Origin of the sequence: Bacteroides sp. 3_1_13 (genome assembly GCF_001185845.1) — a bacterium.
GTDB classification, from domain to species: domain Bacteria; phylum Bacteroidota; class Bacteroidia; order Bacteroidales; family Bacteroidaceae; genus Bacteroides; species Bacteroides xylanisolvens.
On record NZ_KQ236955.1, the window covers coordinates 2,019,319 to 2,043,730 of the forward strand.

General features: G+C 44.7%; 15 protein-coding genes. 11 read left to right on the plus strand and 4 right to left on the minus strand.

The features are described 5' to 3' along the window. Positions 1–165 precede the first annotated feature (165 nt). From HMPREF9009_RS07140 to rodA, 11 genes are all read left to right on the plus strand, one after another. Positions 166–4,677, plus strand: coding sequence for a translocation/assembly module TamB domain-containing protein (locus HMPREF9009_RS07140; protein WP_049702292.1), 4,512 nt, complete (start codon positions 166–168; stop codon positions 4,675–4,677). Positions 4,678–4,679: 2 nt separating this feature from the next. After that, positions 4,680–7,022 carry a translocation and assembly module lipoprotein TamL gene (locus HMPREF9009_RS07145; protein WP_009040283.1) on the plus strand — a complete coding sequence of 781 codons (2,343 nt, stop codon included), beginning with the start codon at positions 4,680–4,682 and terminating at the stop codon, positions 7,020–7,022. A 524-nt stretch (positions 7,023–7,546) separates the two neighbouring features. Beyond that, positions 7,547–8,458 carry a nucleotidyltransferase family protein gene (locus HMPREF9009_RS07155; RefSeq protein WP_004304919.1) on the plus strand — a complete coding sequence of 304 codons (912 nt, stop codon included), beginning with the start codon at positions 7,547–7,549 and terminating at the stop codon, positions 8,456–8,458. Between the two features lie 142 nt (positions 8,459–8,600). Continuing rightward, complete coding sequence (locus HMPREF9009_RS07160; RefSeq protein WP_049701797.1) at positions 8,601–10,556, plus strand: ABC-F family ATP-binding cassette domain-containing protein; 1,956 nt, start codon at positions 8,601–8,603, stop codon at positions 10,554–10,556. A gap of 209 nt (positions 10,557–10,765) precedes the next feature. After that, positions 10,766–12,802, plus strand: coding sequence for a M13 family metallopeptidase (locus HMPREF9009_RS07165; protein ID WP_004299939.1), 2,037 nt, complete (start codon positions 10,766–10,768; stop codon positions 12,800–12,802). A 151-nt stretch (positions 12,803–12,953) separates the two neighbouring features. Further along, entirely contained in the window at positions 12,954–14,477 is a 1,524-nt protein-coding gene (gene purH, locus HMPREF9009_RS07170; protein WP_049701798.1) for a bifunctional phosphoribosylaminoimidazolecarboxamide formyltransferase/IMP cyclohydrolase, read from the plus strand. A gap of 95 nt (positions 14,478–14,572) precedes the next feature. Then, a complete protein-coding gene (locus HMPREF9009_RS07175; protein ID WP_004299941.1) occupies positions 14,573–15,595 on the plus strand; it encodes a rod shape-determining protein in 1,023 nt (340 codons plus the stop codon). Between the two features lie 7 nt (positions 15,596–15,602). Next, on the plus strand, positions 15,603–16,448 hold the full coding sequence (mreC, locus tag HMPREF9009_RS07180) for a rod shape-determining protein MreC (RefSeq protein WP_049701799.1): 846 nt from the start codon (positions 15,603–15,605) through the stop codon (positions 16,446–16,448). Further along, complete coding sequence (gene mreD / locus HMPREF9009_RS07185; protein ID WP_004299943.1) at positions 16,445–16,942, plus strand: rod shape-determining protein MreD; 498 nt, start codon at positions 16,445–16,447, stop codon at positions 16,940–16,942. Before mreC ends, mreD begins: the two co-directional genes overlap by 4 nt. A 2-nt stretch (positions 16,943–16,944) precedes the next feature. Further along, on the plus strand, positions 16,945–18,807 hold the full coding sequence (gene mrdA, locus HMPREF9009_RS07190; protein WP_004324644.1) for a penicillin-binding protein 2: 1,863 nt from the start codon (positions 16,945–16,947) through the stop codon (positions 18,805–18,807). Continuing rightward, positions 18,788–20,245: a rod shape-determining protein RodA gene (rodA, locus tag HMPREF9009_RS07195; RefSeq protein WP_008024621.1), complete on the plus strand. Its 1,458-nt coding sequence runs from the start codon at positions 18,788–18,790 to the stop codon at positions 20,243–20,245. Before mrdA ends, rodA begins: the two co-directional genes overlap by 20 nt. Before the next feature lie 2 nt (positions 20,246–20,247). Here rodA and gldH read toward each other — a convergent pair whose 3' ends face one another. From gldH to metF, 4 genes are read right to left on the minus strand one after another with little or no spacing between them, the layout of a single operon-like run. Beyond that, positions 20,248–20,721, minus strand: coding sequence for a gliding motility lipoprotein GldH (gene gldH / locus HMPREF9009_RS07200; RefSeq protein WP_004299946.1), 474 nt, complete (start codon positions 20,719–20,721; stop codon positions 20,248–20,250). Beyond that, on the minus strand, positions 20,699–22,198 hold the full coding sequence (locus HMPREF9009_RS07205) for a PSP1 domain-containing protein (RefSeq protein ID WP_049701800.1): 1,500 nt from the start codon (positions 22,196–22,198) through the stop codon (positions 20,699–20,701). Before HMPREF9009_RS07205 ends, gldH begins: the two co-directional genes overlap by 23 nt. Before the next feature lie 15 nt (positions 22,199–22,213). After that, a complete protein-coding gene (locus HMPREF9009_RS07210; protein WP_004304908.1) occupies positions 22,214–23,338 on the minus strand; it encodes a DNA polymerase III subunit in 1,125 nt (374 codons plus the stop codon). 1 nt (position 23,339) lies between these two features. Beyond that, positions 23,340–24,293: a methylenetetrahydrofolate reductase [NAD(P)H] gene (metF, locus tag HMPREF9009_RS07215; RefSeq protein ID WP_004314397.1), complete on the minus strand. Its 954-nt coding sequence runs from the start codon at positions 24,291–24,293 to the stop codon at positions 23,340–23,342. Positions 24,294–24,412: the final 119 nt, after the last annotated feature.

Consider the following 24,412-nt stretch of genomic DNA (forward strand, 5'->3'; position numbering starts at 1 on the left):
TATTATGATATAAATGAAGCAATATAAGTCGCTGCTTTTGGTGAAGTCAGAAAAAACAGAATACTTATATTTCTTTTGTTGCAGAACATTTTGCTCCTGTCGTCAACCTTTTTTCGGAATAATTTGTTTACTTTGTGTCACCTTATTTACACTGACACATTTTACATGAAACGAAAATGGATACGTTGGGTAAGCTGGATACTGCTTACTCCTATAATACTCTTTGTAATACTAATGGTATTGCTTTATGTTCCTCCCGTTCAGAATCTTTTGCGTCGGGAGGTTACTGCATACGCCTCTAAAGTAACCGGCATGCAGATTCAGGTGGAGCGGATAGACCTTCGTTTCCCACTTAATCTGTTGGTACGTGGCGTGGAGGTCATTCAACAGCCGGACACCCTTTTGTCTTTAGAAAGCCTCAATGTCCGTGTACAGGCATGGCCGTTGATAAAAGGAAAAGTTGAAGTGGATGAAGTGACTTTGAGCCGGGTAGCCGTTAATTCAGCCGATTTGATGGAGGGAATGAAGATTAAAGGCGTTTTGGGACGTTTCTTCCTGCAAAGTCATGGCGTCGATCTGTCTAATGAACTAGCGGTAATCAATCAGGTCGAACTATCCGACACTCACATGCAGCTACTGATGAATGATACCACAACTACGCCCAAAGATACCACAGCTTCTGCTCCGATCAACTGGAAAGTAGCTCTTCATCAGTTGAAATTGAAAAATGTATCGTTCGGCATGCAACTTCCTGCTGATTCCATGCGTATGACGGCCCATATTGGAGAAGCGGCCATCAATAATGCTCAAGCAGATTTGAAGAATCAATACTACGACTTGAAGAAGTTCTTATTATCGGGAACCTCCGCCAGCTATGATACCGGAACTGCTCAACCGACAGAGGGCTTCGACGCTTCTCATATTGCCGTTCGGGATATTCGCATCGCTCTGGATTCCTTGCTGTATAAAGGGAGGGATATGAACGCAGTCATTCGTGAATTTACCATGAACGAACGCTCCGGATTGAGCGTCACTGCCCTGACGGGTAGAGCCTACTCCAATGATTCTGTTATCTGTGTTCCCAGTTTGAAACTGAACACTCCACATTCTGAAATCGATTTATCTGCACATACCTATTGGGAACTGGTCAACATCCCGACTACGGGCCGCTTATCTGCCCGTCTCAATGCCTATATTGGCAAAGAAGACGTCATGCTATTTGCCGGTGCTCTACCTGAAAGCTTCAAAGAAGCCTATCCATTCCGCCCGCTCGTCATCCGTGCCGGTACGGATGGCAATCTGAAAGAAATGCAGATTTCCCGCTTTACAGTAGACCTGCCAGGGGCTTTTGCATTGGAGGGCGGTGGTCTTTTGGAAAACCTCGCCGACAGCCTCACACGCACCGGAACCATCGGTCTGAAAATGACCACTCAAAACCTAAACTTCCTGACCGCTCTGTCGGGAGAAGCCCCTAATGGCACGCTTGTTATTCCTGACAGTATGAATCTGGTGGCGAAAGTGGATATCAAAGGTCCTGAATATAAAGCAAATCTCCGTTTGAAAGAAGGACAAGGAGCTATGGATGTGAATGCGGCCTTAAATACCGCTACCGAAGTCTATAAGGCTGATCTGAAAATAGACAATCTGCAACTTCATAGTTTCCTCCCGAAAGACTCTATCTATGAACTTTCTCTCTCGGCTGCAGCTAATGGTCGTGGATTAGATGTCATGTCCTACCATTCATTTGCCAAATTGAATCTTGCATTAGATCAACTTCATTATGCTAAATACCATCTTTCCGATCTTGATCTGACGGGAGAACTTAAAGGCGCATTGGTCACTGCACATCTGACAAGCGATAATGCTTTATTGAAAATGATAACAGATGCTGAATATAATCTGGCACACAGTTACCCCGACGGTAAAATAACGATTGATGTTACTCAACTGGATTTGCATGAACTGGGAATTATGCCGCAGTCAATGAAGCGTCCGTTGACTTTTAACTTAGTTGCCGAAGCCCGTCGGGATTTAGTTTCGGCACATTTAATCTCCGGTGATATGAAACTCGACTTGAGCGCACGCTCCGGTGTTAATCCTTTAATTCGCCAATCTACTCATTTTGTGGATGTATTGATGAAGCAGATTGATGAGAAAGCATTGAATCACGCTGAATTGCGTAAGGCGTTACCGACGGCAGTTTTCTCTTTCTCTGCAGGGCAAGAAAACCCCTTGGCGTATTTTCTGGCTACTAAAAAGATTGCTTACCATGATGCTTCAGTGAAATTTGGAACGGCTCCTAATTGGGGAATTAATGGAAAAGCCGCTATTCATGCTTTGAAAGTAGACACCTTGCAACTGGACACGATTTTCTTTACAGTCAAACAAGATACCACACTCATGAAATTGCGTGCCGGTGTTATTAACGGACCGAAGAATCCGCAATTCTCCTTCTCTACTACACTGACAGGAGAGATTCGTGACCGGGATGCAGAACTGCTGGTAGATTTTAAGAATGGAAAAGGAGAAACGGGCGTACTGCTCGGTGTCAATGCACGTCCTTTGTTTGAAGGGCAAGGAAAAGGCGATGGATTAGCTTTCACATTAATCCCGGAAGAACCGATTATCGCCTTCCAGAAATTCCATTTTAATGAGAATCACAACTGGATTTATGTGCATAAGAATATGCGTGTATACGCTAATGTAGATATGTGGGATGATGAAGGAATGGGATTCCGTGTACATTCGGTGCGGGGGGACACTGTTTCTTTACAGAATATTGATGTCGAAATCCGACGAATCAGTTTAGCCGAATTAAGTAAAGTACTACCTTACTTCCCGGAAATAACCGGTTTATTCTCTGCGGAAGCACACTACGTGCAGACTGAAAAAGATCTTCAACTCTCGGTTGAATCATCTATTGACGAGCTGACTTATGAACGTCAACGAATTGGTGATGTGACATTAGGAGCTACCTGGTTGCCGGGTGAACAAGGAAAACAATATCTTAACGCTTATCTGAATCATGACAATGTGGAAGTGATGGTGGCAGATGGCAAATTGGTTCCAACCCGGACAGGAAAAGATAGTTTGGAAGTAAATGCTACTCTGGAACACTTCCCGCTTCGTGTAGCGAACGTATTCATTCCCGATCAGATGGTTACATTAGCCGGTGATATGGATGGTAATCTGAACATTACCGGTAGCACCGAACAACCTTTGATTAATGGCGAACTAATATTGGATAGTGTTACTGTCCTTTCCCGGCAGTATGGGGCTAACTTCCGGTTCGACAACCGCCCGGTGCAGATAAAGAATAATCGTTTGGAATTTGATAAGTTCGCTATTTATACAACAGGAAAGAATCCATTTACGATTGACGGATCTGTTGATTTCAGAGATATGTCCCGGCCAATGGCAAATCTGAATCTGCTGGCGCAGAACTATACGCTTCTGGATGCCAAACGTACCCGTGAAAGTCTGGTTTACGGAAAAGTATATGCTGATTTCCGGGCAACGGTGAAAGGTCCGTTAGACGGATTGAACATGCGTGGAAACATGAGCTTGTTGGGCAATACAGATGTTTCTTATATATTGACCGATTCACCGTTGACTGTGCAGGACCGTTTGGGAAGTTTGGTAACCTTTACTTCATTTAGTGACACCACGACGGTTGTTCAGCAAGAAGTGCCGACCGTTTCTTTAGGCGGGCTGGATATGGTGATGATGGTACACATCGACCCGTCCGTTCGTTTGAAAGTCGATTTGGACGCAAGCAATGACAATCGTGTTGAATTGGAGGGAGGAGGTGATCTCTCAATGAAATACACTCCGCAAGGAGATCTGACATTAACCGGACGCTATACGTTGAGCGGTGGTTTGATGAAATATGCTTTGCCTGTCATCGCTGCCAAAGAATTTGCTATCGATAACGGCAGCTATGTGGAATGGACGGGAAATCCTATGGACCCGATGCTGAACTTCAAAGCAACCGACCGTATCCGCGCTTCTGTCTCCGAAGGAGAGAATGGCGGAACACGTATGGTTAATTTCGATGTGTCCATCGTCGTCAAGAACCGACTGGATAATCTTTCTTTCGCCTTTGACGTATCTGCCCCCGAAGACGCAACCATACAAAATGAATTGACGGCTATGGGCGCGGAAGAGAGAGGTAAACAGGCTCTATATATCATGGTTATGAAAACCTACCTTGGCACCGGACCGATTGGTGGCGGAGGTGGTGGACTGGGTAAACTGAATATGGGTTCTGCATTGAACTCCGTATTAAGTAGCCAAATCAACTCATTGATGGGGAACCTGAAAAATGCCAGTGTTTCTGTCGGTATCGAAGACCACGATCTGTCGGATACGGGTGGTAAGCGTACGGATTACAGTTTCCGTTATTCACAACGTCTCTTCAATAACCGTTTCCAGATTGTAATCGGAGGTAAAGTTTCTACGGGTGAGAATGCGACCAATGACGCAGAATCTTTCATCGATAACATCTCTCTGGAATATCGTTTGGATAGAACCGGAACCCGTTATGTTCGTCTGTTCTACGATAAAAACTACGAAAGTGTACTCGAAGGAGAGATTACGGAAACCGGAGTCGGTCTGGTACTTCGCAAGAAGCTGGATAAACTTAGCGAACTGTTCATCTTTAAGAAAAAGAAGTAAACATGAAAGGTATATATAGTAACATATTAATAAGTTGTCTGATGGGTATCATCTTATTTTCGGGTTGTTCGGTGACAAAGCATCTGCCCGAAGGGGAGGTACTTTATACAGGAGGAAAAACTGTCATACAGAATAAATCGACAACACCGGTAGGAGGGACGGCTCTGACAGAGATTGAGGCGGCCCTTGATAAAACTCCCAGTACGAAGATGTTGGGAGGGCTTCTGCCTATTCCTTTTAAGATGTGGATGTACAATGACTTTGTGAAATATAAAAAAGGATTTGGAAAGTGGATGTTCAACCGTCTGGCTGCTAACCCTCCGGTATTTATTTCCACTGTCAATCCGGAGGTCCGCATCAAGGTGGCTACAAACTTGCTCCGTGATTATGGTTACTTCAATGGGAAAGTGACTTATGAAACATTGGTCGATAAGAAAGACAGCCTGAAAGCAAGTATCCTGTATACGGTAGACATGAAGAATCCTTATTTTATAGATACGGTTTATTATCAGCGCTTCACTCCTCAAACGTTGCGCATTATGGAACGGGGACGTCGAATGTCTTATATAAGTCCCGGCGAGCAGTTTAACGTGGTCGATCTGGATGAAGAGCGTACCCGTATCAGTACGCTGTTGCGTAACCGGGGATATTTTTACTTCCGTCCCGATTATATGACTTATCAGGCAGATACGACATTGGTTCCCGGTGGACATATCAGCCTTCGTCTGATTCCCGTTCCGGGATTACCCGCTGCGGCACAACGTCCTTACTATGTAGGAGATGCTTCTGTTTACCTGTTTGGCAAGAATGGTGAGGCGCCCAATGACAGCATGATGTATAAGAATCTGAATATACATTATTATAAGAAATTGCAGGTACGTCCGAATATGCTTTATCGTTGGTTGAACTATCAACAGTTTGTGCGGAATGCACAGATGCGGGCTTCCAATCGCACTCGTCTTTACAGTCAGTATCGACAGGAGCAGGTGCAGGAGAAACTTAGCCAGTTGGGAATCTTCAGTTATCTGGATTTACAATATGCTCCGAAAGATACGACAGCCGTTTGTGATACGCTGAACGTAACCATGCAGGCCACGTTTGCCAAGCCGCTGGACGCCGAACTGGAATTGAATGTCGTAACCAAAAGTAACGACCAAACCGGTCCCGGGGCATCATTCGGCGTCACCCGGAACAATGTATTCGGAGGTGGCGAAAGCTGGAACGTGAAGCTGAAAGGCTCTTATGAATGGCAAACCGGCGGAGGAGAAAAAAGCTCTTTAATGAACAGCTGGGAGATGGGAGTTTCTACCTCTCTGACTTTCCCGCGCGTGGTTTTCCCGCATTGGGGGAAAAGGGAGTTTGACTTCCCGGCTACCACTACATTCCGTTTATACATCGACCAGTTGAACCGTGCCAGGTATTATAAACTGTTGTCATTCGGCGGAAATGCTACCTACGATTTCCAACCGACACGTACAAGCCGTCATAGTATTACCCCTTTCAAACTGACATTCAACGTCCTTCAACACCAATCGGAAGAATTCAGGGAAATTGCCGATGCTAATCCTGCATTATATATCAGTTTGAAAGACCAGTTTATTCCTGCTATGGAATATACCTATACCTATGATAATGCTTCCGCACGCGGTATTAAAAATCCGATTTGGTGGCAATCGACTGTAACCTCTGCCGGTAACCTGACCTCGGTGATTTACCGTGCTTTCGGTCAGTCTTTCAGCAAAGAGGACAAACGTTTGCTGAACGTCCCTTTCGCGCAGTTTGTGAAACTGAATACGGAATTCCGCCATTTGTGGAATATGGACAAGAATAATAAGATTGCTTCCCGTGTAGCTTTGGGTGCTCTCTTCGCCTACGGTAATGCAACGATAGCCCCTTACAGCGAACAATTCTATGTGGGTGGTGCCAACAGCATCCGCGCTTTTACGGTACGTAGCATCGGCCCGGGCGGATACCATCCGGCAGAAAGCCGCTACTCTTACCTCGACCAGACGGGTACTTTCCGTTTTGAGGCAAATGTAGAATATCGTTTCCGTATCTTTAAGAGCATTTGGGGAGCCACTTTCCTGGATGCAGGAAACGTCTGGTTGATGCGCAAGGATGAGGCCCGTCCCAATTCACAACTCGAACTGAAAACGTTCCCGAAACAGATCGCTTTGGGCACCGGTGTCGGTATTCGTTATGATATGGATATTCTTGTGTTCCGTCTTGATTTCGGTATTCCTTTGCATCTGCCTTACGATACAGAACGAAGCGGATATTACAATGTCACAGGATCCTTTATGAAGAATCTGGGAATACATTTTGCTATCGGTTATCCCTTCTAACGTTCTTTCTTTGTCTTGAAACAAAGAAAGAACCAAAGAAAATTCAAGGCTGCGTTTTTCCGGCTACTCCGGTGTTCTCTCCGGCTAAAGGGCAGAAACTCGCTTCGCTCAAACAGTCTGCCCTTTTTAACGCTGGAGAAAACGCCTGCGCTTAACGCCGGAAAAACGAGGCCGATCCCCTTTCGGCGTGTTTGCTGCATAGGTTAATGAATTACCGGATTTCTTGATTTGTCATTGATGTACTTTTGATTCTGCATAGGTTTACATGCCGAAAGGTTTTCCGACCTACTTTTTTCTCCGTTAAGCGAACACCCGTAACGAAGCGTTAAAAAGGGCAGATTGTTTGAGCGAAGCGAGTTTCTGCCCTTTAGCGTAGTGAAGGGTGTGAGTAGGAGAAAAAAGTCAGTCTTGAATTTTTCTTTGTTTCTTTCTTTTGTTTCAAGACAAAAGAAAGAAAGTTTTTGTAAATTTGCAACGAAATCTGATGCCGTTGACATCACTAACCTTTTAATATTACACAATTTATGAAACCAACTTTATTCTTATTGGCGGCCGGTATGGGTAGCCGTTATGGAGGCTTGAAGCAATTAGACGGACTGGGTCCTAATGGCGAAACTATTATGGATTACTCAATCTATGATGCTATCAATGCCGGATTTGGCAAACTTGTATTTGTAATCCGCAAAGATTTTGAACAAGATTTCCGTGATAAAATTATTTCCAAATACGAAGGTCACATTCCTTGCGAACTGGTATTTCAATCAATCGACGATCTTCCGGAAGGCTTTACTTGCCCGGCAGACCGTACCAAACCTTGGGGTACTAACCATGCAGTAATGATGGGTGCTGATGTGATTAAAGAACCGTTTGCAGTGATAAACTGTGATGACTTCTATGGTCGCGATTCTTTCCAGGTAATGGGAAAATTCCTTTCTGCTCTTCCTGAAAATTCAAAGAACGTTTATTCGATGGTAGGTTTCCGTGTAGGAAATACATTGAGCGAAAGCGGTACGGTATCTCGTGGTATCTGTAGTACAGATGCTAAAGGATTGTTGACATCTGTAGTAGAACGTACGAAGATTCAGCGTCTGGACGGTGAAGTGAAATATATTGATGATAATGGTGAATGGACGGCTACTCCCGACACGACTCCGGTAAGTATGAACTTCTGGGGATTCACTCCTGATTACTTCGCTTACAGCCAGGAATTCTTCAAGACTTTCCTAAGCGATCCGAAGAATATGGAAAATCTGAAGAGCGAGTTCTTCATCCCATTGATGGTAGATAAATTAATTAATGACGGAACTGCTACTGTTGAAGTACTGGATACTACCAGCAAATGGTTTGGCGTCACTTATCCGGAAGACCGTCAGAGCGTAGTAGACAAGATTCAGGCATTGGTAGATGCCGGTGAATATCCTGCTAAGTTGTTCTAAAGAAGAGCCATTGATTAAGATAGAGAGCAGTCATTCATAAGAATGACTGCTTTTTTTGTTTTTCATAACGTATCATACTAAGTAGTATCTAATAAATATTCAGTATCTTTGCAGTCCAAAATGTTATAAATCAGAAGCAGAAGTGATTTCAGTAGAAGGATTATCAGTAGAATTTAATGCGACGCCGCTTTTTGAGGACGTCAGCTATGTAATTAATAAGAAAGACCGCATTGCGTTGGTTGGCAAGAACGGTGCCGGCAAATCGACCATGCTGAAAATATTAGCCGGCTTGCAGTCGCCGACACATGGCATTGTAGCCACTCCGAAAGATGTAACCATCGGATATTTGCCACAGGTCATGATTCTCTCCGACAACCGGACGGTGATGGGAGAGGCAGAACTGGCATTCGAACATATATTTGAGCTTCAGGCGAAGTTGGAACGGATGAATCAGGAACTGGCGGAACGGACAGACTATGATTCGGAAGAATATCATCAGTTGATAGACCGTTTCACGCATGAAAACGACCGCTTCCTGATGATGGGCGGTACGAACTTTCAGGCGGAAATCGAACGGACACTTCTTGGATTGGGATTCAGCCGGGAAGATTTTGAGCGCCCTACTTCGGAGTTTTCCGGTGGATGGCGTATGCGTATCGAATTGGCAAAACTGCTTTTACGACGCCCGGACGTGCTTTTGCTCGATGAGCCGACCAATCACCTTGATATTGAAAGTATCCAATGGTTGGAAAACTTTTTGTCTACACGTGCCAATGCAGTCGTATTAGTCAGCCATGACCGTGCTTTCCTGAATAACGTAACTACCCGCACCATCGAAATTACTTGCGGTCAGATTTACGACTACAAAGTGAAGTACGATGAATTTGTAGTCTTGCGTAAAGAACGCCGTGAGCAACAGCTCCGTGCTTACGAAAATCAGCAGAAACAAATACAAGATACGGAAGATTTTATTGAACGCTTCCGTTATAAAGCAACGAAGGCCGTACAGGTGCAAAGCCGTATCAAGCAACTGGAAAAGATAGACCGCATCGAAGTGGACGAGGAAGATAATTCCGCCTTGCGTTTAAAATTCCCTCCAGCCAGTCGTAGCGGAAACTATCCTGTGATTTGCGAAGATGTGCGCAAAGCGTATGGCAGCCATGTCGTTTTCCATGATGTCAACCTGACTATCAACAGGGGAGAGAAAGTGGCTTTCGTCGGAAAGAACGGAGAGGGTAAGTCTACCTTGGTGAAATGTATCATGGACGAAATTGATTTCGAAGGCAAACTAACGATCGGACATAATGTACAAATCGGTTATTTTGCGCAGAACCAGGCACAAATGTTGGATGAGAACCTGACTGTATTCGATACGATTGACCGAGTAGCGACAGGAGATATCCGTCTGAAGATACGTGATATACTGGGAGCTTTCATGTTTGGAGGCGAAGCTTCGGATAAAAAGGTGAAAGTCCTTTCCGGAGGAGAACGTACGCGATTGGCGATGATTAAACTTCTGCTGGAACCCGTAAATCTACTGATTCTGGACGAACCGACCAATCATTTGGATATGCGTTCGAAAGATGTTTTGAAGGAAGCTATCCGCGAATTTGACGGAACAGTGATTCTTGTCAGCCACGACCGTGATTTTCTGGATGGACTTGCGACTAAAGTATATGAGTTTGGCGGTGGACTTGTAAAAGAACACCTTGGAGGTATCTATGAATTCTTGCAAAAGAAAAAGATAGATAGCTTGAACGAGCTTCAGAAAGGAGCGGGATTGTCGGCTTCTCCTACGGCTTCAGCTAAAGGTAATGAACCTGAAACCGGTCAGCCTTCGGAGAATAAGCTCTCTTACGAAGCCCAGAAAGAACTTAATAAGAAGATTAAGAAACTCGAACGTCAGGTGGCGGACTGCGAAGCCTCAATAGAGGAAACCGAATCCGCGATTGCTATCGTGGAAGCGAAGATGGCAACCCCCGAAGGAGCTTCGGATATGCAGCTCTATGAACGGCATCAAAAACTGAAACAGCAGTTGGATACAATCGTTGAAGAGTGGGAGCGGGTTTCGATGGAACTGGAAGAAACGAAAAATTAGAACAAAACGCATACTTCCGGGCACTATGTGAGAGAAACGTTATACCTTGGTAGAAGGTATTCCTGGCGGGTATCTGTTTCTCGGTGTCGAAACAGGTGTTTCTCGTTGAGGAACGAGGCGTTCCTCGGTGTCGGTCACCTTCCTCCTCGGTGCCGGACTGCGGGTAGGATGATTGTTGATTAGAGAGACTATTTAATTATTTATACAATATGAAAGTAACCAAGTATTTACCAATTCTTGCCGTATGCCTTATGACAACAGGATGTAACAGTAAGAAAGAGGCCGTGCTGACGTCCGGTATCGACCTTGCTAATCTGGATACCACGGCTATGCCGGGTACAAGTTTTTATCAATATGCCTGTGGAGGTTGGGTGAAAGATCATCCGCTGACAGACGAGTATTCACGTTTCGGTACATTCGACATGTTGCGCGAAAACAGTCGTGAACAACTGAAAGCATTGATTGCCGAATTGGCAGCGAAGAAAGATAATGCACCGGGCAGTGCTGCGCAGAAAGTAGGCGATCTTTATAATATCGCAATGGATAGCGTGAAGCTGAACCAGGAAGGTGTAGCTCCGATCAAAGCAGAACTGGCAGCCATTGACGCTCTCAAGGATAAAGGAGAAATCTATGCATATATCGCAGAGAGCCAGAAGAAAGGCATCCGTCCTTACTTCACCATGTTCGTAAGTGCGGATGATATGAACAGTTCCATGAATATCGTACAGACCTATCAAGGTGGTATCGGAATGGGACAGCGTGACTATTATCTGGAGAATGACGAGCAGACTAAAAACATTCGTAATAAATATCAGGAACATATCGCCAAAATGTTCCAGTTGGCAGGTTATGATGAGGCTACTGCACAGAAAGCTGTGAAAGCAGTGATGAACATCGAAACTCGCCTGGCGAAAGCGGCTCGTTCACAAGTGGAATTGCGTGATCCTCATGCTAATTATAACAAGATGGATAGGGCGACGCTGAAAAAGAACTTCCCTACTTTTGACTGGGATACTTATTTCACTGTTTCCGGTTTGAAAGATTTGGAAGAAGTGAACGTAGGTCAGCCTGCTGCCATGAAGGAAGTAGCCGATGTGATTAATACCGTATCACTGGACGATCAGAAATTGTACCTCCAATGGGGATTGATAGATGCTGCTGCTTCTTATCTAAGCGATGATTTTGAAGCACAAAACTTCGACTTCTACAGCAGGACAATGTCTGGTAAGAAAGAAATGCAACCTCGCTGGAAACGTTCCGTGAGCACCGTAGATGGTGTTCTTGGCGAAGTGGTAGGACAGATGTATGTAGAGAAGTACTTCCCGGCTGCTGCCAAAGAACGTATGGTTACACTGGTGAAGAACCTGCAAACTTCTTTAGGAGAACGTATCAAAGGTTTGGAATGGATGAGTGAACCGACCAAAGAAAAAGCGTTGGAGAAACTGGCAACCTTCCATGTAAAAATAGGTTATCCTGATAAATGGAAAGATTACTCCGCACTGGAGATCAAAGATGATTCTTACTGGGCAAATATCGAGCGTGCCAACGAATGGGATTACAACGAAATGATTGCCAAAGCCGGCAAACCGGTAGACAAGGATGAATGGTTGATGACTCCTCAAACAGTGAACGCTTATTATAACCCGACTACCAATGAAATCTGCTTCCCGGCAGCTATCCTGCAACCTCCGTTCTTCGATATGAATGCGGACGATGCTATGAACTACGGTGCAATCGGCGTGGTAATCGGCCATGAGATGACTCATGGATTTGACGATCAGGGACGTCAATATGACAAAGACGGAAACCTGAAAGACTGGTGGACAGAAGAAGATGCTAAAAAGTTCGAAGAACGGGCACAGGTGATGGTTAACTTCTTTGACAGCATCGAAGTTGCTCCGGGCGTACACGCAAACGGTAGCCTGACACTTGGAGAGAACATCGCCGACCACGGAGGTTTGCAAGTTTCTTTCCAGGCATTCAAGAATGCAACAGAAGCCGCACCGCTGGAAATTGTTGACGGATTTACTCCGGAACAACGTTTCTTCCTGGCTTACGCTAATGTGTGGGCAGGAAATATCCGTCCGGAAGAAATTCTCCGATTAACCAAACTTGATCCTCACTCATTAGGCAAATGGCGTGTGGACGGTGCTCTTCCTCATATCCAAAATTGGTATGAAGCATTCAAAATCACCGAACAGGATTCGATGTTCGTACCTAAAGAAAAACGAGTATCTATCTGGTAATAGTTTTTGAATAGAGAACATATATGCGAAGAGGCGTTGATTTTCCGTTGAGGAGAGTCAACGCTTTTTTTTATTAATTCACACCTTATTTATTACGTACGATAAACAATATTTCGTAACTTTGCACACCAAATACTTAATAAGCAATTCAATGTCAGAGTCTAAAAGAATAAAAACTGCATTGGTATCTGTATACCATAAAGAAGGTTTGGATGAAATTATTACCAAACTTTATGAAGAGGGAGTAGAGTTTTTGTCGACAGGCGGAACTCGTCAGTTTATTGAATCATTGGGATATCCTTGCAAGGCAGTGGAAGATTTGACCACTTATCCTTCTATTCTCGGTGGTAGAGTAAAGACATTACATCCGAAAATTTTCGGAGGTATTCTTTGTCGTCGTGGTCTGGAACAGGATATGCAACAGATTGAGAAATATGAAATTCCCGAGATAGATCTGGTTATTGTTGATTTGTATCCGTTCGAAGCTACCGTAGCTTCCGGTGCATCTGAAGCAGACATTATTGAAAAAATCGATATAGGCGGAATCTCACTGATTCGTGCCGCAGCCAAGAACTATAACGATGTAATCATCGTAGCTTCTCAAGCTCAATACAAACCATTATTGGATATGTTGATGGAGCACGGCGCTACTTCTTCACTTGAAGAACGTCGCTGGATGGCTAAAGAAGCATTTGCCGTTTCTTCTCACTACGATTCGGCTATTTTCAATTATTTCGATGCCGGCGAAGGTTCTGCTTTCCGTTGCTCTGTTAATAGCCAGAAGCAACTTCGTTACGGTGAAAACCCACATCAGAAAGGTTATTTCTACGGAAATCTGGAAGCAATGTTCGACCAGATTCACGGAAAAGAAATCTCTTATAACAATCTTCTCGACATCAACGCAGCCGTTGACCTGATCGACGAATTTGATGACCTCACTTTCGCTATCCTGAAACACAACAACGCTTGCGGATTAGCTTCCCGTGCTACAGTTTTAGAAGCTTGGAAAGACGCATTGGCCGGTGATCCGGTTTCTGCTTTCGGCGGTGTATTGATTACGAATGGTGTCATCGACAAAGAAGCTGCGGAAGAAATCAACAAGATTTTCTTCGAAGTGATTATCGCGCCGGATTATGATGTGGATGCACTCGAAATCCTGGGACAGAAAAAGAACCGCATCATCCTCGTTCGTAAAGAAGCTAAATTGCCTAAAAAGCAATTCCGTGCTTTACTGAATGGCGTATTGGTGCAGGATAAAGATACTAATATTGAAACGGTAGCCGACCTGAAAACCGTGACAGACAAAGCTCCTACTCCGGAAGAAGTGGAAGATATGTTGTTTGCCAACAAAATTGTAAAGAACAGCAAATCCAACGCCATCGTATTGGCAAAGGATAAACAACTTCTTGCAAGCGGTGTAGGACAGACTTCACGTGTAGACGCATTGAAACAAGCAATTGAAAAAGCCAAATCATTCGGTTTTGATCTGAATGGTGCAGTGATGGCTTCCGATGCTTTCTTCCCGTTCCCCGACTGTGTGGAAATTGCAGATAAAGAAGGTATTACGGCTGTTATCCAACCGGGAGGTTCGGTAAAAGACGATTTATCCTTTGCTTATTGCAATGAGCATGGTATGGCGATGGTGACTACCGGTATCCGTCATTTTAAACACTAATATTAATGAAGAATGAAGAACTAATAATGAAGAATGACTGCACGTGACAGCATCCTCATTCTTAATTCTTCATTCTTAATTCTTCATTTAAAAATATGGGATTATTTTCTTTTACACAAGAGATAGCAATGGACTTGGGCACAGCCAATACTATCATCATCACGAACGGAAAAATCGTGGTGGATGAGCCTTCGGTTGTAGCTCTGGATCGCCGTACAGAAAAGATGATTGCCGTGGGGGAAAAGGCGAAGTTGATGCATGAAAAAACCCACGAAAACATACGTACCATCCGTCCGTTGAGAGACGGAGTGATTGCCGACTTCTATGCTTGCGAGCAGATGATGCGCGGTTTGATAAAGCAGGTGAATACTCGCAACCATTTGTTTTCACCTTCTCTTCGCATGGTGATTGGTGTTCCTTCGGGAAGTACGGAAGTCGAACTCCGTGCTGTCCGTGACTCTGCGGAACATGCCGGCGGTCGTGATGTTTATTTGATTTTCGAGCCGATGGCTGCGGCAATCGGTATCGGCATCGACGTAGAAGCTCCGGAAGGAAACATGATTGTCGATATAGGTGGTGGATCTACGGAAATTGCCGTTATCTCTTTGGGAGGTATCGTTTCCAACAACTCCATCCGCACAGCCGGTGATGACCTGACAGAGGATATTCGCGAATATATGAGCCGTCAGCACAATGTGAAAGTCAGCGAGCGTATGGCAGAACGTATCAAAATCAATGTAGGTGCTGCTTTAACCGAACTGGGTGATGATGCTCCGGAAGATTATATCGTTCACGGGCCGAACCGTATCACAGCTCTTCCGATGGAGGTGCCTGTATGCTACCAGGAAGTAGCCCACTGTCTGGAGAAATCAATTTCAAAGATCGAAACTGCTATCTTGAGTGCATTGGAAAATACACCTCCTGAACTGTATGCTGATATTGTGCACAATGGTATCTATCTCTCCGGAGGTGGTGCATTGCTTCGCGGACTGGATAAGAGATTGACCGATAAGATCAACATTCCTTTCCATATTGCGGAAGATCCTTTGCATGCAGTTGCCAAAGGTACAGGAGTGGCATTGAAGAACGTAGACCGTTTCTCTTTCTTAATGAGATAAACCGGGGATGAGGAATTTATTAAACTTCCTTCTGAAATACAATTACTGGTTCCTCTTCATCTTATTGGAGGTAGCCAGTTTTGTTTTGTTATTTCGGTTCAACCGTTATCAGCAGAGTGCATTCTTCACTTCTGCCAATACGGTTGTGGGGGCGGTTTATGAAGTTTCGGGAGGGATTTCCTCTTATTTTCATCTGAAATCAGTCAACGAAGATCTATTGGATCGAAACATGGTGCTCGAACAACAGATCACTAATCTGGAAAAAGCATTGAGAGAGCAGCAGCTCGATTCTATGGCAATCAACAGCATCCGGCAGATGCCGCAAGCGGATTATCAGTTGTTTAAAGCGCATGTGATAAAGAACAGTTTGAATCTGGTTGATAATTATATCACGCTCGATAAAGGTTCCTCTTCCGGTATTCGCTCCGAAATGGGAGTGGTGGATGGTAATGGGATTGTAGGGATTGTTTATGAAACCTCTCCTTCCTACTCGGTGGTGATTTCGGTACTGAACAGCAAGTCGAATATCAGTTGCAAGATTATCGGCAGTGATTATTTCGGCTACCTGAAATGGGAACATGGAGATTCGCGCTATGCTTATCTGAAAGACTTGCCTCGTCATGCAGAGTTTAATTTGGGAGATACAGTCGTTACCAGTGGTTTCTCCACCGTCTTTCCCGAAGGTATAATGGTGGGGACGGTAGATGATATGTCCGACTCTAATGACGGACTTTCCTATCTGTTGAAAATCAAGCTGGCTACTGATTTCGGTAAGTTGAGTGACGTTCGGGTGGTAGCCCGGACAGGTCAGGAAGAACAGAAGAAACTTGAAAATAAGGTGATGAAAGAATGATTATTACTTATATACATAGAATCGGATGGTTTATCGGCTTGGTACTTCTTCAGGTGCTAATCCTTAATAGTGTACATATTGCCGGCTATGCTACTCCTTTTCTCTATATCTATTTTATTCTGAAATTCAGCTCCGGTACTTCCCGGAATGAACTGATGTTGTGGGCTTTTTTCTTCGGGCTGACCATTGATATATTCTCCGATACTCCGGGAATGAATGCGGCAGCTACCGTATTGCTTGCCTTTCTCCGTCCTTCTTTGCTTCGTCTGTTCATGCCCCGTGATAATCCGGACAGCCTTATTCCCTCTTTCAAGACGATGGGAATCAGTCCTTTCTTAAAATATACTACTGCAAGTGTTTTTGTGCACAGTCTGGCATTACTCTCCATTGAGTTCTTCTCATTTACCAGCATTTGGCTGTTACTGTTGCGAGTGCTTCTTTGCACTATTCTGACTGTAACCTGTATCATAGCTATAGAAGGGATTAAGAAGTAACGATGGCAAAAGATTATATCTTAGAGAAGCGCAAATTTGTAATCGGAGGCATTGCTATCTCCATTGTTTTGATTTATCTGATACGTCTTTTTGTATTGCAGATCACGACCGATGACTACAAGAAGAATGCTGACAGTAACGCTTTTTTGAATAAGATCCAATACCCCTCGCGTGGTGCTATTTATGACCGGACCGGTAAATTGCTGGTATTCAACCAGCCGGCATACGACATAACGATCGTGCCAAAGGAAATAGAGAATCTGGACACACTCGATTTATGCCAATCGTTGAATATCACCCGTGCGCAGTTTCTCAAAATAATGAGCGACATGAAAGACCGTCGTCGCAATCCGGGCTATTCCCGCTATACCAACCAGTTGTTTATGTCGCAACTTTCGGCGGAAGAATGTGGTGTCTTTCAAGAAAAGCTGTTTAAGTTTCGTGGTTTTTATATCCAACGGCGTACCATCCGCCAATATTCGTACAATGCTGCCGCCCATGCTTTGGGAGATATCGGAGAAGTCTCCGCAAAAGAAATGGAAGCGGATGAAGAAGGATATTACATCCGTGGGGATTATGTCGGCAAGTTAGGAGTCGAGAAATCGTATGAAAAGTATCTGCGTGGCGAGAAAGGAATTGAGATTCTGCTTCGCGATGCGCACGGTCGTATCCAGGGACATTATATGGATGGTGAATATGACCGTCCTTCCGTTCCCGGCAAGAACCTGACATTGAGTTTGGATATTGACTTACAGATGCTGGGCGAACGTTTATTAAAGAATAAGATTGGAAGCATTGTGGCTATTGAACCGGAGACCGGAGAAATCCTTTGTCTGGTATCCTCTCCCAATTATGACCCGCATTTGATGATTGGGCGCCAGCGTGGCAAGAACCATCTGGCCTTGCAACGTGATATGACCAAACCGCTTTTGAATCGTGCCCTGATGGGAGTGTATCCTCCGGGATCTACGTTCAAAACAGCGCAAGGACTGACGTTTCTGCAAGAAGGAATCATCACCGAACAAAGTCCGGCATTCCCTTGCTCACATGGATTCCATTACGGAAGATTGACAGTAGGCTGTCATGCTCACGGATCTCCCTTGCCATTGATTCCGGCTATTGCTACATCGTGCAACTCCTATTTCTGTTGGGGATTGTTCCGTATGTTTGGCGATCGTAAATACGGTTCGCCACAAAACGCCATTACGGTCTGGAAAGACCACATGGTTTCGCAAGGATTTGGCTACAAACTGGGAGTTGATTTGCCGGGAGAGAAACGGGGCTTGATTCCGAATGCGCAGTTCTACGATAAAGCCTATCGCGGACATTGGAACGGACTGACAGTAATCAGTATCTCTATCGGACAGGGGGAAATTCTATCCACTCCCCTTCAGATTGCTAACCTGGGAGCAACGATTGCTAACAGAGGATACTTTGTGACACCGCATATTGTAAAGGAAATCCAAGATAATCAGTTGGACAGCATCTATCGCGTACCACGTTATACCACTATTGAGAAAAGACATTATGAATCAGTCGTAGAAGGGATGCGTGGCGCAGCCACCGGAGGAACTTGTCGTATGCTGTCAGTGATGGTTCCGGATTTGGAAGCCTGTGGAAAAACGGGTACTGCGCAGAACCGCGGACACGACCACTCGGTATTTATGGGCTTTGCTCCGATGAACAAACCGAAGATAGCTATTGCTGTCTATGTAGAGAACGGCGGATGGGGGGCTACTTACGGAGTTCCTTTCGGCGCACTGATGATGGAACAGTATTTGAAAGGCAAGCTCTCGCCGGAGAACGAGTTGAGGGCGGAAGAATTTAGTAACAGAGTGATATTATATGGTAACGAGGAACGATAGTTTGTGGAAAACGCTGGACTGGGTAACGATTTTTATTTACCTGCTCCTGATTGTTGGCGGATGGTTTAGCGTCTGCGGAGCCAGCTATGACTATGGCGAACGCGACTTCCTCGACTTCTCGACCCGTGCCGGCAAGCAGTTTGTGTGGATTATCTGTTCCTTCGGGCTCGGATTCGTGCTGTTGATGCTGGAAGACCGTATGTATGATATGTTCGCGTACATTATATATGTGGGGATGATTCTCTTGCTCATTGTTACCATCTTCATAGCACCGGACACCAAAGGGTCACGCTCGTGGCTTGTCATGGGGCCTGTGAGCCTGCAACCCGCCGAGTTTGCCAAGTTCGCTACGGCCTTGGCGTTGGCTAAATACATGAACTCTTATTCATTTAGTATCAAGAAAGAAAAGTGTGCCTTTATCCTGGGATTCATCATTCTTCTTCCGATGTTATTGATTATCGGTCAGCGGGAGACAGGGTCCGCATTGGTTTATCTTGCTTTTTTTCTGGTTCTTTATCGTGAAGGAATGCCGGGGGTAGTGCTTTTTGCGGGCGTATGTGCGGTAATCTACTTTGTGGTCGGCATCCGTTTTGATGAAGTCTTTATCGCCGATACTCCTACACCACTGGGAGAATTTATCGTATTACTATTGATCTTATTATTTGCCGGTGGTATGGTGTGGGTATATCGTAAGAAATGGTCTGCTACCCGCAATATCATTGGTGGAAGTTTGGCTATATTACTGATTGCTTATTTAATATCCGAATATTGGGTGCATTTTAGCCTCGTTTGGGTGCAATGGACGCTTTGTATTGTGGTGATAGGCTATCTGATTTATTTGGCATTAAGTGAGCGGCAGCGTACTTATTTCCTGATTGCCCTGTTTACAATCGGTTCTGTCGGCTTCCTGTATTCCAGCAATTATGTATTTGATAATGTGCTCGAACCTCACCAGCAAGTCCGTATCAAAGTAGTGCTCGGTTTGGAAGAAGATTTGACCGGTGCCGGATACAACGTGAATCAGTCCAAGATTGCCATCGGTTCCGGTGGGTTGACAGGAAAAGGGTTCCTGAATGGTACGCAAACAAAATTAAAGTACGTGCCCGAACAGGATACCGACTTTATATTCTGTACAGTGGGTGAGGAGCAAGGATTTGTCGGTTCGGCTGCTGTCTTGTTGGCTTTCCTGATTTTGATCTTACGATTAATCTTCCTGTCCGAGCGGCAGACTTCCAACTTTGGGCGGGTTTATGGATATTCGGTCGTCAGTATTTTCCTTTTCCACTTATTTATTAATATCGGTATGGTACTGGGGTTAACTCCGGTTATCGGTATTCCATTGCCTTTCTTCAGCTATGGAGGTTCTTCTTTATGGGGATTTACGATATTGCTGTTTATCTTCCTGCGCATTGATGCGGGACGTGGCAGAAGACTTTAATCTTACTGCTTCTCAATACGGATACCTACATCGCTCAATCCTTGTAACTTTTCATCTTTCATTCCGCTCATAATTTTAATAGTATAATTTGCAGGATGTAAAGGGCGAACAGATGTAATAAAAGTTTCCGATTGGTAAATGCTTCCCCATCCGTGTCCCGTCCATCTTCCGGTAGAGTCAGCTAGGCAGAAAGCAATGGTATCAGTGCGCCATACCGTAGAATCCTGTAGATTCTGACTGATAAATAAATGGAGGTCATGATAAGGATATTCGATACTGTTGCGGACTTCCGCAAAAAGCCGGAGAGTAGTGGGAACGCTGTCAGTTATGGGAATCTGAAAAGAGAGTGTATCACTCTTTCCCCATCCCTTGTTGGGAAGGGATTGATAAGAGTGATACACCGTATGTTCATTGCAGGCTGTCAGTAAGCAAGCGCTGAATAGACTCAATATACTATTCTTGAGTAGGCTTTTCATTAGTTGACTGTTTCTCCTGATTCTGATTTTTTTCCGGTCTGGAAGGACGCTCGTGGTTGGGACGACGTTCTTGACGTTCCTGTCCTTGCTGTTCGCGTTGACGGTCTTGTTGCTGCGGACGTTCCTGACCTTGCGGACGTTCCTGATTTGATCCTCTTTCCGGACGTCTGTTTTCGTTGTTCCGTCCCTGGTTCTGTCCTCTGTTCCGGTTGTTGTTATTGTTATTTCTCGGGCGGTTGTCTCTTTCCCCTCTGTTGCCGTTTTCTGACTGTTGCGGGCGGTTTTCATTTTCCCGTTGAGGTTGTTGCGGACGATTGCCGCCTTCTGCTTGCTGTTGCGGGCGGTTTCCGTTATTATTGTTTCCTTTCTTCTTCTTTTTATTATTCCGGTTAGCATTATTGCCGCCCTCTTTATTATTCCGGCTGCGGTCGAAACGGGTAACACTTTCCTGTTCCAGCAAGTCAACAGGTTTTCTCGGTTCCGGTTTCTTTTCTTCTTCGAGCAAGCTGTCCGGTTTCATCCCTTTCTTATTCATGGAGATTACTTCAAACGCACGTTTGCCGCTGATGGTGACCAGGTTGGCAGGGAAGTTTTTATCCGTAGAATAAGAAACCTGATTGCTTAGAATATCCGCTTTGAAGAAATAGAACGTACCATCCTTCGTTTCCAGTTCTATCTCTCTCGAAGGGAGACGTTTTTGAGCTTCCACGTAACAGTCCACCTCATAATTCAGGCAGCATTTTAGCTTGGCACATTGTCCGGCAAGTTTCTGCGGATTTAATGAGATGTCCTGAAAACGGGCTGCACTGGTAGAAACAGAGACGAAGCTCGTCATCCACGTAGCGCAGCAAAGTTCGCGTCCGCAAGGGCCGATACCGCCGATGCGTCCTGCTTCCTGACGGGCACCGATTTGTTTCATTTCGATACGTACGCGGAATGCTTCGGCCAATACTTTAATCAGTTGCCGGAAGTCTACCCGCTCATCGGCGATATAGTAGAAAATAGCTTTGTTGCCATCCCCTTGATACTCCACGTCTCCGATTTTCATATCCAGATTGAGATTCAACGCAATCTGACGCGCACGAATCATCGTAGCGTGTTCTTTGGCTTTGGCTTCGTTGAACTTTTCCATATCTACCGGTTTGGCTTTCCGATAGACACGCTTGATTTCCGTATCTGCTTTGAAGTTTGCTTTCTTCATTTGCAGGGGAACGAGCCGGCCGGTCAATGTAACCACACCGATGTCATGGCCGGGAGCCGCTTCAACGGCAACTACATCTCCTTTTTCCAGTTTAATCTTGTTGCTGTTCCGAAAATATCCCTTCCGGGTATTTTTGAATTGCACTTCCACCATGTCACTCTCTTCCGCATTGCCCGGAATGTCCGCCAGCCAATCGTAGGTGTTCAGCTTTTTATCTTGTCGGGAGCATCCTTTGCAGCAAAGGCCGCCGCTTCCATTATGAAGTTTATATTCCATAAGTTTATATATTTATTATTGCTTCAACAGTACAATCATCTTCAGCGAGAAGTCGAAGAATACCATTTTAGCATTTACATTCTGTTCTATATGTAGTTGCGCTTCGCTTAATTCGTCCATGATACCCATCACATTCCGTTCGTTGACAAAAGGCGCAAAGCGGGTTGCAAAATTCTGTTCATTAATTGTCATATACGTCAAATTGCGCTGGTGCAAGTTGAAGATAAAATTCTCCCGAATCATGCGCTGGCAATATTCCAGGAAGTTCTTCTGACGTTCACGTCCCATACCCGCCACTTGTTCGCTCCACATTTTCATCTCCCTGATTTTCCGTTGGTAAGACAACCGCATCAGGCTGACAAACAAGTCAAAAAACAACTGGTTCTCTTCATTCAAATGAATTGTTTCGAGTGCCTTGATAAAATTCCCGTTTGCCAGATGGGCAATGGAAATACTGTCGGCAGGCAAAATGTTATATTTCGTCTGTAATACCCGGTCGATGCTGGCTTCATCAATCTTCCGTACATTCATGCGCTGGGTACGGCTTAGGATAGTGGGCAGAATCATGTCCGGCGCTTCCGATACCAATAAGAAAACCGTTTTTTCGGGCGGTTCCTCAAGCAACTTCAGCAGTTTGTTGGCACACACCGGATGCATTTTTTCCGGCAGCCATACAATTGTAATTTTAAATCCCCCTTCACTGGATTTCAAACTAAGTTTTTTCAGAATCTCGTCACTCTCTTTGGCATAGATCAATGCTTGTGAGTTCTCCGCATCCATCTCTCCTAACCAGTGATTGAGATTAAAGTAAGGATGATTGATAACAAACGGTCGCCAGTCGGCTATATAATCATCGCATACTTCCTTTTTCCCCTTTGCGCTTTTCACGATAGGGAATACGAAATGTACGTCGGGATGCACCAGTTTATTGAATTTCACGCAGGACGGACACGTTCCGCAGGCATCAGTCTCCCCCCGATTGGTGCAACTGATGTAACGTGCGTATGCAATAGCCAACGGCATTTTCCCGACCCCTTCCGGTCCGCAAATAAGCTGGGCATGTGGAATACGCCCCTCATTCACTTCCTGAATGAGCCGTTGCTTGATTTCTTCTTGTCCGATTACGTCTCTGAAAAACATATCAATAAATGATTTTGGCTACTTCTTTGATACTGTCTACTGCTCCGATAGAGTAGAAATGAATACTCGGCACTCCGTGAGCCATCAACTCCTTGCACTGGGCTACACACCATTCGATACCTACCTGCTCGGCTTCCGCGTCATTCTTGCATTTCAAAGCCTCTTTCACCAAGTCTTCCGGCAAGTCCACTTTGAAAGTCTTTGGAATCATGCTCAATTGAGACAGCTTCTTGAACGGTTTGATTCCCGGAATGATAGGTATATTGATATCTGCCGCCTTCGCCTGCTCCACAAATTCAAAATATTTCCTGTTATCGTAGAACAACTGTGTCACGGCATATTCCGCCCCGTTCTCCACTTTTTTCTTCAGCCAGTAAAGGTCAGTCTCGATATTAGGCGCTTCTTCGTGCTTCTCCGGATAACAAGCCACCCCGTAAGAAAATGGCGTACTGCTGACTTTCATCTCCGAACCATCCACAAAAATACCTTTATTGAAATTATTGATTTGCTCCTGCAACTCGATAGCATGATGATAACCGTCACCTTCCGGTGTAAATACCGACTCATGTTTCGCTTTGTCACCACGCAACACCAGTAATTCCGTGATATTCAGAAATTGCAGGTCGAGCAACACATACTCGGTTTCTTCACGGGTGAATCCGCTGCACAAAATATGCGGGACTACCGTAATATTGTATTTGTTCTGGATGGCGGCAGCCACGGCAACCGTTCCTGGACGCCTTCTCAAGCGGTTTCTCTGAAACAATCCGTTACCGAGGTCTTTATACACATATTCGCTGCGGTGAGTAGTGATATTGATATATTTCGGGTCAAATTCCCGAAGCGTATCGATTGTTTGATATAACTTTTCTATTCCCGTTCCTTTCAGCGGTGGAAGTATCTCGAAAGAAAAAGCAGTTTTCTTGTTGCTATGTATTAAATCAATTACTTTCATTCTTTTTTTGCTAATGTTCGTTATCTACTTGGATTAAACGTGCATATTGGGACAAAAATACGAAAAAAGAAAGATTTCTTCTTGATTTACTCTAAAATAGTTTTGTTTTTATCGTACTA

Bases quoted from the DNA above. Each gene is read 5' to 3' on its own strand.
- HMPREF9009_RS07140 (WP_049702292.1), top strand. From the start codon at position 166: ATGAAACGAAAATGGATACGTTGGGTAAGCTGGATACTGCTTACTCCT.
- HMPREF9009_RS07145 (WP_009040283.1), top strand. From the start codon at position 4,680: ATGAAAGGTATATATAGTAACATATTAATAAGTTGTCTGATGGGTATC.
- HMPREF9009_RS07155 (WP_004304919.1), top strand. From the start codon at position 7,547: ATGAAACCAACTTTATTCTTATTGGCGGCCGGTATGGGTAGCCGTTAT.
- HMPREF9009_RS07165 (WP_004299939.1), top strand. From the start codon at position 10,766: ATGAAAGTAACCAAGTATTTACCAATTCTTGCCGTATGCCTTATGACA.
- purH (WP_049701798.1), top strand. From the start codon at position 12,954: ATGTCAGAGTCTAAAAGAATAAAAACTGCATTGGTATCTGTATACCAT.
- HMPREF9009_RS07175 (WP_004299941.1), top strand. From the start codon at position 14,573: ATGGGATTATTTTCTTTTACACAAGAGATAGCAATGGACTTGGGCACA.
- mreC (WP_049701799.1), top strand. From the start codon at position 15,603: ATGAGGAATTTATTAAACTTCCTTCTGAAATACAATTACTGGTTCCTC.
- mreD (WP_004299943.1), top strand. From the start codon at position 16,445: ATGATTATTACTTATATACATAGAATCGGATGGTTTATCGGCTTGGTA.
- mrdA (WP_004324644.1), top strand. From the start codon at position 16,945: ATGGCAAAAGATTATATCTTAGAGAAGCGCAAATTTGTAATCGGAGGC.
- rodA (WP_008024621.1), top strand. From the start codon at position 18,788: ATGGTAACGAGGAACGATAGTTTGTGGAAAACGCTGGACTGGGTAACG.
- gldH (WP_004299946.1), bottom strand. From the start codon at position 20,721: ATGAAAAGCCTACTCAAGAATAGTATATTGAGTCTATTCAGCGCTTGC.
- HMPREF9009_RS07205 (WP_049701800.1), bottom strand. From the start codon at position 22,198: ATGGAATATAAACTTCATAATGGAAGCGGCGGCCTTTGCTGCAAAGGA.
- HMPREF9009_RS07210 (WP_004304908.1), bottom strand. From the start codon at position 23,338: ATGTTTTTCAGAGACGTAATCGGACAAGAAGAAATCAAGCAACGGCTC.
- metF (WP_004314397.1), bottom strand. From the start codon at position 24,293: ATGAAAGTAATTGATTTAATACATAGCAACAAGAAAACTGCTTTTTCT.